This window comes from Pseudomonas sp. B21-051 (genome assembly GCF_024748795.1).
Taxonomy (GTDB): domain Bacteria; phylum Pseudomonadota; class Gammaproteobacteria; order Pseudomonadales; family Pseudomonadaceae; genus Aquipseudomonas; species Aquipseudomonas putida_A.
This window is the reverse complement of sequence record NZ_CP087166.1, coordinates 1,376,735-1,392,908: the sequence shown is the minus strand read 5'-3', so window position 1 is coordinate 1,392,908 and position 16,174 is coordinate 1,376,735. Positions and strand designations below refer to the sequence as shown.

16 protein-coding genes are annotated in these 16,174 nt (G+C 61.1%); 6 read left to right on the top strand and 10 right to left on the bottom strand.

Features of this window, described 5'->3' with window-relative positions:
* Positions 1–91 precede the first annotated feature (91 nt).
* From LOY52_RS06180 to dinG, 3 genes are all read right to left on the bottom strand, one after another.
* Positions 92–1,237, bottom strand: a complete 1,146-nt coding sequence (locus LOY52_RS06180) for a serine hydrolase domain-containing protein (protein WP_258678702.1) — start codon at positions 1,235–1,237, stop codon at positions 92–94.
* A 190-nt stretch (positions 1,238–1,427) separates the two neighbouring features.
* Complete coding sequence (locus LOY52_RS06175) at positions 1,428–3,764, bottom strand: beta-galactosidase (RefSeq protein WP_258678701.1); 2,337 nt, start codon at positions 3,762–3,764, stop codon at positions 1,428–1,430.
* A 94-nt stretch (positions 3,765–3,858) separates the two neighbouring features.
* Positions 3,859–6,003, bottom strand: coding sequence for an ATP-dependent DNA helicase DinG (gene dinG / locus LOY52_RS06170; protein WP_007968875.1), 2,145 nt, complete (start codon positions 6,001–6,003; stop codon positions 3,859–3,861).
* Between the two features lie 98 nt (positions 6,004–6,101).
* On the opposite strand from dinG, the gene LOY52_RS06165 reads away from it, so the two are divergent.
* Complete coding sequence (locus tag LOY52_RS06165; protein ID WP_258678699.1) at positions 6,102–6,566, top strand: CopD family protein; 465 nt, start codon at positions 6,102–6,104, stop codon at positions 6,564–6,566.
* Between the two features lie 80 nt (positions 6,567–6,646).
* Here LOY52_RS06165 and LOY52_RS06160 read toward each other — a convergent pair whose 3' ends face one another.
* The 4 genes from LOY52_RS06160 to LOY52_RS06145 form a co-directional block, all read right to left on the bottom strand.
* Positions 6,647–7,405, bottom strand: coding sequence for a collagen-like protein (locus LOY52_RS06160; RefSeq protein WP_258678697.1), 759 nt, complete (start codon positions 7,403–7,405; stop codon positions 6,647–6,649).
* Positions 7,398–7,673: a DUF1145 domain-containing protein gene (locus LOY52_RS06155; protein WP_258678695.1), complete on the bottom strand. Its 276-nt coding sequence runs from the start codon at positions 7,671–7,673 to the stop codon at positions 7,398–7,400. Before LOY52_RS06155 ends, LOY52_RS06160 begins: the two co-directional genes overlap by 8 nt.
* A gap of 162 nt (positions 7,674–7,835) precedes the next feature.
* Entirely contained in the window at positions 7,836–8,558 is a 723-nt protein-coding gene (locus tag LOY52_RS06150; protein WP_108590261.1) for an OmpA family protein, read from the bottom strand.
* Positions 8,559–8,648: 90 nt separating this feature from the next.
* Positions 8,649–9,344 carry an OmpA family protein gene (locus LOY52_RS06145; RefSeq protein WP_041070618.1) on the bottom strand — a complete coding sequence of 232 codons (696 nt, stop codon included), beginning with the start codon at positions 9,342–9,344 and terminating at the stop codon, positions 8,649–8,651.
* A gap of 197 nt (positions 9,345–9,541) precedes the next feature.
* Here LOY52_RS06145 and LOY52_RS06140 point away from each other — a divergent pair, with 197 nt between their 5' ends.
* From LOY52_RS06140 to LOY52_RS06125, 4 genes are all read left to right on the top strand, one after another.
* Positions 9,542–10,039 carry a DUF6231 family protein gene (locus LOY52_RS06140; protein WP_258678693.1) on the top strand — a complete coding sequence of 166 codons (498 nt, stop codon included), beginning with the start codon at positions 9,542–9,544 and terminating at the stop codon, positions 10,037–10,039.
* Positions 10,040–10,043: 4 nt separating this feature from the next.
* Positions 10,044–10,520: a YchJ family protein gene (locus LOY52_RS06135; RefSeq protein ID WP_258678691.1), complete on the top strand. Its 477-nt coding sequence runs from the start codon at positions 10,044–10,046 to the stop codon at positions 10,518–10,520.
* 111 nt (positions 10,521–10,631) lie between these two features.
* On the top strand, positions 10,632–11,126 hold the full coding sequence (locus tag LOY52_RS06130) for an LEA type 2 family protein (RefSeq protein WP_258678689.1): 495 nt from the start codon (positions 10,632–10,634) through the stop codon (positions 11,124–11,126).
* Complete coding sequence (locus tag LOY52_RS06125) at positions 11,123–11,326, top strand: SEC-C metal-binding domain-containing protein (protein ID WP_003198420.1); 204 nt, start codon at positions 11,123–11,125, stop codon at positions 11,324–11,326. Before LOY52_RS06130 ends, LOY52_RS06125 begins: the two co-directional genes overlap by 4 nt.
* A 192-nt stretch (positions 11,327–11,518) precedes the next feature.
* Here LOY52_RS06125 and LOY52_RS06120 read toward each other — a convergent pair whose 3' ends face one another.
* The 3 genes from LOY52_RS06120 to LOY52_RS06110 all read right to left on the bottom strand — a co-directional run bounded on the left by LOY52_RS06120 (position 11,519) and on the right by LOY52_RS06110 (position 13,368).
* On the bottom strand, positions 11,519–12,076 hold the full coding sequence (locus tag LOY52_RS06120) for a cysteine hydrolase family protein (RefSeq protein WP_258678688.1): 558 nt from the start codon (positions 12,074–12,076) through the stop codon (positions 11,519–11,521).
* Between the two features lie 165 nt (positions 12,077–12,241).
* The gene (locus tag LOY52_RS06115) at positions 12,242–13,051 is read right to left on the bottom strand and encodes an IS3 family transposase (protein WP_256588498.1); all 810 of its coding nucleotides are present in this window, start codon (positions 13,049–13,051) and stop codon (positions 12,242–12,244) included.
* 20 nt (positions 13,052–13,071) lie between these two features.
* Positions 13,072–13,368: a transposase gene (locus LOY52_RS06110; protein WP_258675765.1), complete on the bottom strand. Its 297-nt coding sequence runs from the start codon at positions 13,366–13,368 to the stop codon at positions 13,072–13,074.
* A gap of 234 nt (positions 13,369–13,602) precedes the next feature.
* On the opposite strand from LOY52_RS06110, the gene LOY52_RS06105 reads away from it, so the two are divergent.
* Entirely contained in the window at positions 13,603–16,050 is a 2,448-nt protein-coding gene (locus LOY52_RS06105; RefSeq protein ID WP_258678686.1) for a penicillin acylase family protein, read from the top strand.
* Positions 16,051–16,174: the final 124 nt, after the last annotated feature.

The window sequence follows — 16,174 nt, the reverse complement described above, 5'->3', positions numbered from 1 at the left end:
ATGAAAAATCAGAGCTCTTTTGCCCGGATAAACTGACGCTTTGAATCGAAAAACCGGATCTGGTTCCAACCCTGGAACCTCATGTAAAGCTTTACAGACAAGTGGCAAGTACCCGCGCCAGTTGCTGCGCGCGCGGATCCATCAAGACGTACGGCCCAAGGGTATTTGTCACAAAACCGAACGCGACATCGTGCTCGGGATCAGCAAAACCCACCGAACCGCCCGCCCCCGGATGACCGAACGCCCGCGGGCCGAGGCCGTAGGTGGCGTTCGCCATGTCCGGTTGGTCGAGCATGCAGCCCAGGCCGAAACGGGTACGGGTCAGCAGGGTCTTGTCCTCGCCGTAGCTGTGTTCGCGGGTCAGCTCTTCAAGCATTTCGCTTTCGAGCAGGCTGCCGTCGAGCAAACCGGCGTAGAAACCGGCCAGGCTGCGCGCGTTGCCGTGACCGTTGGCGGCCGGTTGCTGCATGCGCCGCCATTCCGGTTTGTTGGTGCTGGTCAGCACCGACGGCGGATTGGTGAAGGCCCGGGTAGTCATGGCGGTCGGTTCGCGCATGGTCACTTGCAACAGGCGCTGGGCAGCAGCGTCACCAACGTTGCCCTTGCCGCGAGCAATATGCGCCACGCGGTGGAATTCTTCGTCCGCCAGGCCGACGTGGAAATCCAGCCCCAGCGGCTTGGCGACACGGGCGACGATCGACTCGCCCGGCCCGCGACCGTCAGCGCGGCGCAGCAATTCCCCGACCAGCCAGCCATAGGTGATGGCGGCATAGCCGTGGCCGGTGCCCGGCGTCCACCACGGCGCTTCGGCCGCAAGGGCGTCGACCATGGTCTGCCATTCGTAGAGGGCGGCGGGCGCCAGCAACTCGCGCAGCGCCGGCAGACCGGCCTGATGGCAGAGCAATTGGCGCAGGGTGACGGATTCTTTACCGGCGGCAGCGAATTCCGGCCAGTAGCGGGCAACCGGTGCATCCAGTTGCAGTTTGCCTTCGGCGACCAATTGCAGCGCGGTGACCGCGGCGAAGGTCTTGGTGCAGGAAAACAGGTTGGCGATGGTGTCGCTGTGCCAGGCCTCGGCGCCGTCCTTGTCGGCAGTACCGGACCAGAGGTCGAGGACGGTTTCTCCGCCGACCTTGATGCACAGGGCTGCGCCGCGTTCCTGGGGATCGTCGAACAGTGCCGCGAAAGCCTCGTGCACCGCTTCGAATTGAAGCTCGTAATGTCCCTGAATCTGCACCCGCAACTCCCCCGCGAAAACGCTCTACAAAGTGGCCCGCATTGTTCCAGCCCTTGAGGGATTTGGGAACAGCTGCGGGCCGGGTGGTCATTTCAAAGCAAAATCAAAAGATCGCAGCCTGCGGCAGCTCCTACAGGGAATGTAACTTTGTAGGAGCTGCCGAAGGCTGCGATCTTTAAGGCCTCAAGCCTCAGTGACCATTCCCCGAATGCCCACCGGCATGCCCGCCCCCGGGGCCTTTGCCGGCTTCAGCCTTGCGCCCGCCTTCGGCTTCATGACCGGCGGCGGCCGCTTTCTCAGCCTCCTTGCCCAACTGATCGATCGCCTGCAAATTGCTCTTGCGCACCGCTTCAACGAAACCCTGATACGGCAGATCGGTAATCCCCACCAGACCAAAGTGCCCGTTCTCGCCATCGAGCAGACGCCCGGTCACCGGTTGATCCAGATACTGGAACCAGTGCACGCCGACAATCGACGGTTCGCTCAACGCCTGTTTGAGGAAGTTGGCGTAAGCCGGGCCACGGTCTTCTTCCTTGGCCAGTTGCGTCACGCCACCCCAGAACGGGCCACGATCAGCGGAGCCGAAGTTGAATTCGGTGATCAGCACCGGTTTGTCGAGGGCACGCAAGGCGGCGAAGTCATAGCCGTCCTGCGGTTTCAGCGTGTACATATTGAAACTCAACACGTCGCAATACTGTGCGCAGGACGCCACCGCTTCCGGGGTGCTGGTGGCGAAACGGCCACCGAGCAGCAACTGATTCGGCGCGTGCCATTTCAGCGAATCGGAGATGGTTTTGAAGTAGGTGTCGGCGAACATTTTCTGGAAGTATTTGAAGTCGTTTTCGATTTCCGGGTGCTGCGGATTCGGCATCGGTGGGACGAAACCCGGGTCTTCCATCAATTCCCACGCCGGCAGATCAATGCCCCACGCTTTCGACAGGCCCGCCTGGTTGCGGTACTTGTCGCGCAGTTGCTTGAGGAATGCGCGCTTGGCCGGTACGTCGGTGGTCATTTTCAATGTGCCGTAGGCCAGGGCGTAGCGCGACTGCGGATCGTCGCCCGGACCGGCCCAGGCCAGTTCGTTGTCGGCGTAGTAACCGATCAGCCACGGATCATCACGATGATCGCGGGCGGCGATGGCCACGGCACGCTCGGTGGCCATGGCGAAACGCGGGTCGAACGGGTCAGGCATGCCGCCCCACCAGTCGCTGCCGGTGCTGATGCTGGTGTAGTCGCCGACGATCGACAGCGGCAAGGTGTACGGCACCCGCTCGGCGTCGGCGAGCGAGTCGGCACTCCAGTTGCCGACGGTGTTGAAACCCCAGGCCTGCAGGCGGTCGAGGGTATGCGTGGCCCACTTCTGCTGATCGACCGTGGCCTTGCACGGCGCAGCTGCCGGTTCGGCTTGCGCCTGTGCTGCGCAAGGTTCGCCGTACAGACGTTGCAGGTTGGCACCATAGAAATCGTACCAGCGCCCGTTGCCATAGCCGCGGCCCTGATCGGCGCCGTTGCCGCCACGGTTGTCGCCTTCGCCGAAATGACTGGCCAGTGGTTCGTCAGGCTTGGGCAGGGATTCGAACATCCACTCACGCCCGGCCACGTAGGTCTGGTTGACCTGCGGGCTGACAGTGTTGACCCCCAGCGAATAGAACGGATGCCCTTCAGGGGTCACCAGATACCAGCGACCGTCGCGTTTCTCGGTGCGGAAAAAGCCGCTGGCCTTGAACGCCGGGCCTTTGTTCCAGCCACCGAACTTGTCCAGCGAGGACTTTTCGCGCTCGGCCAGCCAGGTTTTCAGCTGTTGCTGTTCCTTGGCGGCGGCGGATTTCAGTTGTTCGTCGTTGCTGATTTTTTCCGGCCATTTGCTGCGGGTCGATTGACCGTAGGCGTCCACCAGATTGCCGTAGACGGCCTGGGTCACCGCATCGCCGTCCTGCACGCCGAAACGTTCGAGCAGCAGGCTCTGCGCGGCTTTCGGCTGATCCATCCACAGGCTCACCGACACCACTTGGCTGCGATCGAGTTCACCGCTGCTGCTGGCCAGCAGAATCCGCTGGCCATCGACAGTCATCGGCATCGGCGGCCCGGCCTTCATGCCCTGGCTCAGCGGCGAAGTCGCCACCAGCGGCACCAGCAGGGTTTGCGCGGGACCGGCCGGCAGATCGACGCGGCTGGTCAGCGTCTGACCGTTGTTGCTCTGGATTTGCACATAAACCGTCACGGCCCAGTTCATTGCGCTTTGCAGACGCAGGCTCATCATGCCCGACTGCGACCAGTCCCAGGCGCCGGTTTGCGGGGTCAGGCGCAGGGTCGGGCGAGCCACGGGGTTAAACGTCACCCGGCGCAGCACTTCTCCTTCGGGGGTTTGCTCGGCGTTGGCTTGTGGCAGGTCAGTGTTTTCGGTGACGACTTTCACCACGTCGGCAGGACGGACGAAGTTGAACAGGGTCTGCTGACCCGCAGGCGCCGCCAGTAACGGGGCAGCGAAAATCAAGGCGAATACGGCAGGCAACGAACGGCGAATCATAAGAACGGAGTTCTCCCTAACGACCAACTAAGGCCAATGGAAAAGCATGGCAGAGAGATAGACAGCGCGGCGGGCAAAACTGCCCACCGTTGTCTCAGGATATTTCACGACGGAAAGGAGGCAACGCATTGAGGATCGCCTTGCCGTAGCGCTGGGTGACCAGGCGCCGATCGAGCAAGGTGATGGTGCCGCGGTCTTCTTCGGTACGCAGCAGACGCCCACAAGCCTGGACCAGTTTCAAGGACGCATCGGGCACCGAGATTTCCATGAACGGATTGCCGCCCCGGGCCTCGATCCACTCCGACAGCGCCGCCTCGACCGGGTCGTCCGGCACTGAGAACGGGATCTTGGCGATCACCACGTGCTCGCAGTACGCCCCCGGCAAGTCCACCCCTTCGGCGAAACTGGCAAGACCGAACAGCACGCTGGAATCGCCGCCATCGACCCGCGCCTTGTGCTTGTTCAGGGTTTCCTGTTTCGACAGGTTGCCTTGAATGAACACTTGCTTGCGCCAGTCACGGTCGAGACCGTCGAACACGTCCTGCATCTGTTTGCGCGAAGAGAACAGCACCAGCGTGCCGCGCGAGCCTTCGACCAGATCCGGCAACTCGCGGATGATCGCTGCGGTGTGAGCAGCAGCGTCGCGTGGGTCGGCCTTCAGGTCCGGGACCCGCAGCACACCGGCGTCGGCGTGATGGAACGGGCTCGGCACCACGGCGGTGACGGCTTTTTTCGGCAGGCCGGCGCGCATGCGGAAACGGTCGAAAGTGCCCAGCGCGGTCAGCGTTGCCGACGTCACCAGACAGCCGTAGGCCACGTTCCACAAGCTGCGACGCAGGGTTTCCGCCGCGAGAATCGGGCTGGCGTTGACCTCGATGTCGAACAGCGAACCGCTCTCCGCCAGCGTCAGCCAGCGCGCCATCGGCGGGCTGTCTTCCGGGTCTTCGGCGGTGAACGCGGTCCACAACTCCCAGTTGCCCGACGCCCGCGACAACAGGCTGCCGAACAGCGGATACCACTCCTCGGCCTGATTGCTGGCAATGCCGATGTTGACCTCGCCGTCCATGCCTTCCTTGAGCAGGTCGGTCAGACGGGTGAACAGATCGTTGAGCCGCGAATAACCCTTTTTCAGCTCGATGCCCATTTCGCGCATGTGCTCGGGAATCACCCCGCCGACGAAACGATGGCGTGGCCGCTCGCGACCTTCGACGTCTTCGCCGGGTTTGAAATCGGCAATCTGCTCGCACGCGGTAAACATGAACTGCTGCTGGGTCTTGATCTCCCGCGCCAGCTCCGGCACCTGCTCGATCAGCTTGCCGAGATCCCCCGGCAGCGGATGCTGGGCCAACAATTTGGTGAGGTTCTTCGCGGTGGTTTCCAGCCAGTCGGCAGTGGAACGCAGACGCGTGTAGTGGGCGAAGTGGCCGATGGCCTTGTCCGGGAGGTGATGGCCTTCGTCGAACACGTAAATGGTGTCGCGCGGATCCGGCAGCACCGCGCCACCGCCCAAAGCGAGGTCAGCCAGCACCATGTCGTGGTTGGTGACGATCACGTCGACCTTGCCCATGCCTTCGCGCGCCTTGTAGAAGGCGCACTGGCCGAAGTTGGGGCAATGACGGTTGGTGCACTGGCTGTGATCGGTGGTCAGGCGCGCCCAGTCGGCGTCTTCCAGCGCGTTGGGCCAGCTGTCACGGTCGCCGTCCCATTTATTGCCGGCGAGTTTCTCGATCATGCTGGTGAACAGTTTCTGACTGGCCTCGTCGACCTCGATCTTGAAGCCTTCTTCTTCGAACAGCTGCGCGGTGGCGGTTTGCGCGTGGCCTTCCTGCAGCAGCATGTCGAGCTTGGACAGGCACATGTAGCGGCCACGGCCCTTGGCCAGCGCAAAACTGAAGTTCAGCCCGCTGTTGCGCATCAGGTCGGGCAAATCCTTGTAGACGATCTGCTCTTGCAGGGCCACGGTGGCGGTGGCAATCACCAGGCGTTTGCCAGCCAGCTTCGCCGTCGGGATCGCGGCCAGGCTGTAGGCCACGGTCTTGCCGGTACCGGTGCCGGCTTCCACCGCGACAATCGCGGGGTCGCCACTGCGCCGGCCTTCGTCGTCGGTGTCGATATCCCCGAGGACTTTGGCAACTTCGGCGATCATCAGGCGCTGGCCGTATCGCGGTTTGAGGCTCTTGGCTTCAAGAAAACGCGAATAGGCGCCCTGGATCGTGGTTTTGAGTTCAGTGCTGATCATTGAATGTCGGGCGTAAAAACGCTGGATAAATTTTCAGTAGTTCGGATCGGCCGCTATCATACCCCGCTAATCAGTCCCGCGCAGAACGGAGTACCCCAATGACACCTTTTAGCCTCGTTTATCCACTGCATGTCCTGTCCGCCCTGGTCTGGGTCGGCGGCATGTTTTTCGCCTGGATGGTCCTGCGTCCGGCGGCGGTCAAGGCTCTCGACGGCCCCGCCCGCCTGACCTTGTGGGTGGAAGTGTTTCAAGGTTTTTTTCGTTGGGTCTGGGTCGCGGTGATCCTGCTGCCGATCAGCGGCGTGGGCACGCTGCACTTGCAGCAGGTCGGTTTCGAGACCGCGCCGAAGTACGTACAGGTGATGATCGGGCTGTATGTGGTAATGACGGCGCTGTTTATCCGGATTCAGGGCTTGATGCTGCCGGAATTGCGTAAAGCGGTGGAAGCCAAGGACTGGCCGGCGGGTGCGGCGGTATTGGGGCGGATTCGCCGAGTGGTGGGGATCAACCTGATTGTCGGGTTGGTGCTGGTGGCGATTGCGGCGGCGCGGCCGATGTTCTGACCCGCTGACGGCAAGCACTACAGCACTATTTGAGGTGAGGGGATTTATCCCCTCACCTCAATTGTGAACAGTGCTGTTATTCAGAGGCGCTGCACGGTCACAGCCCCCGCCGCACCCGTCGGCCCAGGCTGACCATCCGCCCCGGCCTTGCCGTTCTTGCCGCCATCGGCGCGATACACCAGGCAGCCCTTGGACTGGCCCCCCTTGCCCGCCTTGCCGCCAACACCCGCTGGACCACCGGCGCCGCCAGCAACGTTGACCTTGATCAGCTCGGCCGGGAACTCGCGTGGTACTTCAAGACGCACCAACGCCCCCGGTGCGCCCGGCTGGCCGTCGCTGCCATTGCTGCCATCAAAACCATGACCAGCTGCGCCCCAGGTGCAGCCCGGATCTTCACCGTTGCCGCCATCCAGGCCGACGAAACCCGGTGCGCCGGTACCGCCACGGGCATCGACAAACAGTTTTGGCGCGTTCAGTGCCTTGAACTGCAAATTCAGATTACGCCCGGCACGGGCAGCTTTTTCATAAGTGCCCGGCGCACCACGTGCGGTAATCAGGCTGCCTTCGCCCAGTTCGGCACGAATGACCTTCATGTCCAGCGCTTGTTCGCTCGGAACAATCGCGATGCGTGCTTCATGGCCCAGGCGCAATTCGCCGACGGTCAGCTCGGTCACATTGGCAGGAATCAGCAAGGTGCCGTAGTCCGCCACGTCCAGGCGTTCCAGCTGCAGGGTGCTGGCGGTGTTGGGCAAACGCATCAGGGAGTTGGTTTCGACGCTGACCACCTGGGCGCTGGCCAGAGGACTGATGAATGCAGCGAGCAGGCAAAGTTTACGCATGGGAAGAAGCCTCCGGAGCGGCCGGGGCCGGGATGGTTTGCAGGTGAAAAACGCCGAACAGCAGGATGCGCAGACGATCGCGCCACGGGTTGGTACGCCCCTTGAGGCGAGAGAACAGCAATTCGAGTACATGCAGTGCCAGCAACAAGCCGCCGGCCAGATTGACCAGCAGATGCAGCGGATGCACAAACGGCATCAGCAGATTGACCACCACCACGCACCAGAACAGCAGGGTCAGCAAACGCCCCAGCCCCCAGAAAACCTTCATACGCTCCCCCGTGTCGGAATTATTCTTTGGGCGCACAGTAACGGCTTACGCGGGGGATAAGCCAGAGGGGCAAAAGAAAAAACATTTGTCAGTCGTCGGATCGCTGCCGGTTCGACGACGATCGTCGACCGGCAGCTCTAGCCTGCGGACTACAGACAAGTCCTAGCGATTGATATGCAACTCCACCCGACGGTTTTTCGCCCGTCCCTCGTCCGTTGCGTTATCGGCCACCGGCTCGCTCTCGCCACGCCCTTCACTGGTCAGTTTGTCCGGCGCCAGGCCCTGACTCAGCAGGTACGCCGCCACGCTGCTGGCGCGTCGTTCCGACAGTGCCTGGTTATAGGCGTCCGAACCTTTGCTGTCGGTATGGCCAATGACCTTGATGCTGACCACGTCGGCATTGCGCAATTTGTCCATCAGCGTATCGAGCTGGGCCTTGGCGGCCGGGGTCAGGTCCGACTTGTCAAAATCGAACAGCACATTGCCGGCATCGCTGAGGGTGATGACTTCCGTTTGCGGCGCAGGCTCGGGGGCTTTTGCAGTGACCGGGTATTGCGGCAGCGGACAGCCACGATGATCGACCGGGGTATTGGCCGGGGTGTCAGGGCAACGGTCGCGGCGGTCGAACACGCCATCGCCGTCTTCATCGCCATCCTGGGCATAACAGATCAGCCCGCCAGTCAGAATCCCCAGCGCCGCACCACCGCCGGCCCAGCCGCCACTTTCAATGGCGCCAAGACCGCCACCGACCAGCCCGCCGATCAGGCTGCAGATCGGCCACGTACGTTGATTGAGGGGTGCATCGCCATCGCTATGAGTGGCGCAACCGGTAAGCAGGCTGCCCAGCAGCAGCACCGGCAAGACGGACCTTGAGAAAACAGTCATTGTGAAAGCTCCTGTGTCACCGGCCCATACCGGTTACACAGGAGTAAAGACCCGCATCCGCGACTGCACAAGCCGCAGATGCGAGAGGGGCTAGCGGACGATTTTGATTTCGGTACGACGGTTCTGTGCGCGACCGTCAGCGGTTTTGTTATCCGCCACTGGCTGGCTTTCACCCATGCCCGAGACCGACACGAAGCTGGCACGCGGCACACCCTGCTGGATCAGATATTCCACCACCGAGTGCGCACGGCGATCCGACAGTTTCTTGTTGTAGGCATCGCTGCCGACGCTGTCGGTGTGGCCGGTCACGGTCAGTTGCGCCGTGGACGACTCTTGTTTCAGGCGCGTGGCGACTTTATCCAGCACCTGTTTGTCGGAGCCGGTCAGGGTGGCTTTGTCGAACTGGAAGTGCACATCGCGAATGACGATGGTTTCTTCCTTGACCACAACCGCCTCCTCTACCACTGGCGCAGGGGCAGGTGGTGGGCAGCCGTCAGCATCGACCTGCACGCCTTTAGGGGTGTGCGGGCACTTGTCGCGACTGTCCGGCACACCATCGCCGTCTTCGTCGCCATCGCCGTGCACCCAGCAATAGGCTGCTGCCGTACCGCCGACCAACAGGGCGCCGTAGCCGGCCCACGCCGAACTCTCCGTCGCACCGAGGCCCGCACCGACCACACCGCCGACCGCCGCACAGGTCGGCCAATCGGTTTTCTGCAAACCTGCGCAACCAGTCAACACACTGGTTAGCAGAATCAAAGGTAATGCTGTCCGAACTATGCTCATCTGGTTTTCTCCTGAGGGATCGGCTTAGAACCGATTCACGGAGTAAAGACCGGAGTTTTAATCTCCGCCAGCAATAGGCCACTGGCATTTGGGAGCGTGTTCACAGGGATTTGGCACTTTTACCAGGCGCGACAAATCGGGCTCTAGGCCGGATCCGTCTGGCGCGCTAGTCTTGGCGATCTGATTGAGGAGCTTCGATGAACGTCGCCATTTCTCCGCGCACGCCGCAACAGGCGCTGGCCGCATTACTGGATCGCTATGCCCCGGCGCGTCTGCTGCTGATCGGCGCCAGCGAATTTCCGGCGCTCGCCGCTTTCAAGCAGGCACATCCGGACACCTGCGTGGCCCACGCCGCACCCGGTGCGCTGCCCGCCGAACTCGCGGCGCGGCGCTTCGACCTGGCGCTGGTGGTCGATTGCCTGGAGCATTTGCCCAAGCGCGACGGCCTGAATCTGCTGGGCGGGATTCGCAACCTCAACGCCAGTCGCATTGCAGTGCTGGCGGATCTGCCGGCCAGCGGCTGGCAGGAAACCGACTTCTACTCGCTGGCGCTGCAGGCCAGTGAACGCTTTCAGCGTGACGAGCAGGTACTGACCCTGTTCACCTACGATCTGCTTGACTACAAACAAGTCCCCGACTGGCTCAACTCGCGGTTCTGGGCCAATCCGGAAAACTTCGGCAAATACTGGTGGTAATGCAATGAGTACAGCCATTTGCCCGTGCGGCAGCGGCAACCTGCTGGAGGCCTGCTGCGGCCACTATCACGAAGGCCACCCGGCGCCGTGCGCCGAAGCGCTGATGCGCTCGCGCTACAGCGCCTACGTGCTGGGGCTGATCGATTATCTGGTGGCCACCACCCTGCCCGCCCAGCAGGCGGGTCTGGATCGCCAGGCGATCAGTGACTGGAGCGCGCAGAGCACCTGGCTCGGCCTTGAGGTCGAAAGCTCGGAAGTGTTCGGCGGCCAACCCGAGCACGCCTTCGTCACCTTCACCGCGCGCTGGCACGACAGCCAGGGCGAACACAGCCACCGCGAGCGCTCCTCGTTCGTGCAGAACAGCGGCCGCTGGTACTTCATCGACCCGACCGTGCAGTTGAAGCTGGGGCGCAACGATGCGTGTCCGTGTGCCAGCGGGCAGAAGTTCAAGAAGTGCTGTGCGGGGTATTTCGGCGCTTAGGATCAAAAGATCGTAGCCTGCGGCAGTTCCTACAGGGGACGCAACGCATGTAGGAGCTGCCGCAGGCTGCGATCTTTTAGCGTCTAGACTGCCAGCAAAGGGAGTTAACTCATGCTCGGACTATGGCGCACATTCAACATTCTTCCCCTGCTGCTGTTACTGAACCTCGGCGGTTGCGCCTCATGGTCCAGCGACGACAGCGTCGACCCCGCCGTGCACCTGGTGAAAGTCGAGGTGGTGCGGGCCAAGCTGCTAGAGCAGAAATTCATCCTGCACTTTCGCATCGACAACCCCAACGGCAGCGACCTGACCGTGCGCGGCATGGAATATCGCATTCATCTGGCGGATATGCTGCTGGCCGAAGGCGAGCATGAACACTGGATTACCGTGGCGCCGAAAAGCAGCGGGTTCTACCGGATACCGATCCGCACCAACCTGTGGCCGCGGGTAAAAGACGTGGTGAAAATGCTGAAAAATCCCAACCAGCAGATCCCCTATCGATTGCAGGGCGAGATGGAAACCGGTTTATTCATCGCCCACTACGTGCACCTGGAGCGCAATGGCGTGATAATCCCCGCCGATTTAATTCCGGAGCACAACCGATGACTCAGCAACCTCATGTCCATGGCCCTGACTGCAACCACGATCATGACCATCATCACGATCACGACCATGGTCATGTCCACGGCCCGAACTGCGGCCACGCCCACCAGGAACCGGTGCGCAACGCCCTGAAAGACGTCGGCCGCAACGACCCTTGCCCATGCGGCAACGGCAAGAAATTCAAGAAGTGCCACGGCGCTTGATGTTTCGGGTGAAGATACTCTTCGCCTGACACATTGCCTTCGCGAGCAAGCTCGCTCCCACAGTTGACCGCATTCCTGCTGCCTGAACGCAGTCGACTGTGGGAGCGAGCTTGCTCGCGAAAGGGTCGGCATATCCGTATTGATGTAGCCTGACACTCCGCTATCGCTGGCAAGCCAGCTCCCACAGGTTTCTCAGGCGACTGCCAGAATCTGCGCAGCACTGACCACCGTTGCATACTCCCCGTGTAAATTCCCCAGCGACATCCCGTGCACGTCTTCGGCTGAACGCGGTGTGCCGAAGTAATCGGCCTTGTCGAAGGTAAAACACGCATCCTCCACCACCCAGGCGTCAAATCCCAGATTGCCGGCCGTGCGCGCCGTGGATTCCACCGAGTTGTTGGTCGCTACACCAACAATGATCAATTGCCCGATCCCGGCCTCCCGCAACTGCGCTTCCAGCCCTGTGGCACAAAACGCATCCGGTACCTGTTTCTGGATCAGCCATTCACCGTCCTGCGGCATGAATCGCTGCTGAAATTCCACCCCTGACTGCCCGGGCCAGAACACCGAATCCACTTCACGCGACAGATGCTGCACATGAATCACCGGCCGCCCGCTGCTGCGCCACTCCCTCAGTAAATCGAGCATGCGTTCTTCGGCCTGTGGATTATTCCGCCTGCCAAGGCGTGGCTGCAGAATGCCTTGTTGCTGGTCGATGATGATCAGTGCCGCGTTGGCCTTGAGCTCCATGGCGTTTTTTTCTCATGCGGGGTCAGTGAATTTCCCGCACTTCAGCATCACCTCCACGTATCAGGCAAGTGCATAAGATCAACCCGCCGAAAGCCTGATTGAAGATCAAAAGATCGCAGCCTTCAGTGTAGTGGTTCAGTTTTATTAAACCACTCCGTAGGAGTATTAGGCCGCCTGCTGCTCAAATAGCGCAGGCGGCAATTGGTTCGAGGCAGAGTGGCAACGACGATGGTTGTAGTGATGAACAAAATCCATCACATCCTTCTCCGCTTCGAAATGGTTTTGGTAGCCGTTTTCCGGCATCCAATCGTGTTTCAACGTCCTGAAATAGCGCTCAACAACTGCGTTATCCCAGCAGTTCCCTCGACGACTCATGCTCTGAACGATCCGGTTTTCTGCCAAGCAGCCAACAAATCGATCAGCGGTGTACTGGCAGCCTTGGTCTGAGTGAAATAGCAACGCAGGCATCGGACGGCGTAGTGACACTGCTAACCTTAGCGCCCTTGCAGACAGCTCAGCATCGGCAGTTCGGGAACAGGCCCACCCCACAATTCTGCGTGAAAACAGATCCATCACCACCGCCAGATAAAGCCAGCTATTTCCGACTCGGATGTAGGTAATGTCGCCGGCCCAAAGGGTGTCTGGCTGGGTCGGATTAAAACGCCGATCAAGTATGTTCGGTGCAACAATCGCTGGTTTCGTAGCGCGTCGATAGTGGGCATAACACGGTCTGCGTCGGTGTAGGCCAAAGGTGTTGATCAGCGTGCGCATTCGACAGCGCCCAATAAAAATCCCCTCTTTTCTTAGCTCTCTGGAAAACCCACGAGTACCTAACGCCTCACGATGTTCTTTATGCATCGCACGAAGTTTACGCCTCAGCAAGCGCAGTTCAGGCTTCAGGCGCTTGGGTTTACGCTTGGTGTAATAGCTGCTTCGGGCAACACCAAGCACTGAGCACATGCGCCGAATCGACATTGCACCTCGAACGCCATCAATCACTTGGTTCGACCGAACAGAACCTTTAGATGAGAGGGCAATTGCTTTTTTAGCACTTGGTTCTCGGCTTCAAGCAGTGCCAGCTTTGCCTGGAGCGATTCGATCAGTTCCTGATCCTGCAATCGCGGTGGCTGCGACATGCCTTCCTGCTCTCGACGCCAGCGCGAAACCCAGCGACGCAGGGCCGTAGGGCCCACATTAGTAGCTTCACAGGCTTTAGGGATGGAGTAATTCATCTCCACGACCAAGCGAATGGCTTCTGCTTTTTCCTCTGACGTGACAACCCGATATCCCATGATGCTTCCTTAAATCGACGCTCCTACATCATGGTCTAAAAAAATTCGACCACAACACAGCAGCTCCTACAGGGTGTACTCAATTCAATGTAGGAGCTGCCGCAGGCTGCGATCTTTTCCATTCGACAGAAATACACAAATAACCCCCACGCCCGCTTGCGCGGCCACCTCCTGCTCACTAACGTAGCGGCTTTATTGCGCCCCCAGCCTCTACACCCCCGCAGGAGCTTTGCCATGGCCTCGCCAGCCCTTACACATTTTCTTCCCCGGTTCGGCGTTGCCGCAGCAGTGACCGGTGTCTTGAGCCTGTCCGGTTGCCAGACCTGGGACGCGCAGGACACTCTTCCGCCGACCTCCGGCGTGCAACCGCTCAAGGGCCTGGCGCAGAACGTATCGGTACGGCGCAATGCCATGGGCATGCCGTTGATCGAAAGCAACAGCTTCCACGACGCCCTGTTCACCCTCGGTTACGTGCACGCCAGCGACCGCATCAACCAGATGGTCACCCTGCGCCTGTTGGCCCAGGGCCGTCTGGCGGAAATGTCCGGTGCCTCGATGCTCGACGCCGACCGCTACATGCGCGCGGTCAACCTGAAGAAAAGCGCCGACGAGCTGTACAAGGCCTCGTCGCCACGCCTCAAGCGCTTCTTCGAAGTCTATGCACGGGGCGTCAACGCCTACCTGTTCCGCTACGCCGACAAACTGCCGGGTGACCTCGCGTCCAGCGGCTACAAGCCGGAATACTGGAAACCGGAAGATTCGGCACTGATGTTCGCGCTGCTGAACTTCAGCCAGTCGGCCAACCTGCCGGAAGAGATTTCCTCGCTGGTGCTGGCGCAAACCGTGAGCAGCGACAAGCTCGCCTGGCTGACCCCGTCCGCACCGGATGAAAACCTGCCACTGGCCGAAGCCGACAAGCTGCAAGGCCTCAAGCTCAACGGGCAGATCCCCGGCCTGACGGAGCTGAGCAACGCCAGCCAACAACTGGCGGCGGTGAATCTGCTCGGCGCCAGCACCTCGAACAACTGGGCGATTGCCCCGCAACGCAGCCGCAGCGGCAAGAGCATTCTCGCCAGTGACAGCCACGGCCCGCTGGCGGCACCGTCGCTGTGGACCTTCGTGCAGATCCGCGCGCCGAAATATCAGGCTGCCGGTGTCACCGTTGCCGGTCTGCCGATGATCCTCGGCGGCTTCAACGGCAAAGTCGCGTGGAGCGTCACCAGCGTGCTCGGCGACAACCAGGACCTGTTCCTGGAAAAAATCCGCCGTCAGGGCAACAGCCTGACCTATGAGGTCAATGGCAAATGGCAGCCGCTGGGCGTGCGCAACGAAACCTATTTCGTCAAAGGCCAACGGCCGATTCGCGAAGCGGTGTACGAAACCCGCCATGGTGCGCTGCTCAACAGTGCTCAGGCCGTACAGGGCAAAGGTTTTGGCCTGGCCCTGCAAACCCCGAGCTTCACCGACGACAAATCGCTGGACGCATTTTTTGACCTGACCCGCGCGCAGAACGTTGAACGCGCTTCAGACGCCAGCCGCGAGATCCGCGCCATCGCCCTGAACATGGTGTTCGCCGACGCCAGCAACATCGGCTGGCAAGTCACCGGGCGTTTCCCCAACCGTCGCGAAGGCGAAGGCCTGCTGCCATCGCCGGGCTGGGAAGGTCGCTACGACTGGGACGGTTACGCCGACCCGATGCTGCACCCGTACGATCAGGACCCCACCCAAGGCTGGCTCGGCACCGCCAACCAGCGGGTCATTCCCCATGGCTACGGCATGCAGTTGTCCAACTCATGGGCAGCGCCAGAGCGCGGCGAGCGCTTGGCGGAACTGGCCAACAGCGGCAAACAGGACGGTCGCAGCGTGATCGCCATGCAGTACGACCAGACCACCACCTTCGCTGCCAAGCTGAAGAAAATGTTTGAAGCGCCGGGCATGAAGCAGCCGCTGAAACAGGCGATCGACGCCCTGCCGGAAGTCGATCGCAACAAGGCGCGCGAGGCGTTCACGCGATTGATGGCGTTCGACGGCAAGCTCAGCCCGACCTCGGCGGATGCGGCGATCTATGAACTGTTCCTGCAAGAAAGCATGAAGCAGATCTTCCTCGACGAGCTCGGCCCCGAGTCGAGCCCGGCGTGGAAAGCCTTTATCGCCAATGGCGACTTGTCCTACGCGGCGCAGGCCGATCACCTGCTCGGGCGCGAGGACAGCCCGTTCTGGGATGACCTTCGTACCCCGCAGAAAGAAGACAAGGCCGTGATTCTGGCGCGCAGTCTGGCGGCGGCGATCAGCGCTGGCGATAGTCAGTTGGGTGGCGATCACAAGGCCTGGCAGTGGGGCAAACTGCACAGCTACACGTGGAAAAACGCCAGCGGCCAAACCGTTCGCGGCCCGCTGGCAGCCGGCGGCGATCACACCACGCTCAATACCGCGGCGTTTGCCTGGGGTCAGGACTTCAACACCACCCGTGCGCCGTCGATGCGTTTCATCGTCGACTTCAGCCAGAGCGAGCCGCTGACGGGCCAGAACGGCACCGGCCAGTCCGGTAACCCGGCCAGCCCGAACTACCTCAATGGCATAGACGCCTGGCTCAAGGGCCAGTACATCGGCTTGCCGATGCAGCCGCAGAACTTTGACCGGGTGTATGGCAAGACGCGTTTGACCCTGACCCCGGGCAAATAAACGCTAGAGCAAGATCAAAAGATCGCAGCCTTCGGCAGCTCCTACATGGGAATGGTGAACATCCTGTAGGAGCTGCCGAAGGCTGCGATCTTTTGCTTTTCGCCCCACATAAAAACCCGATAGA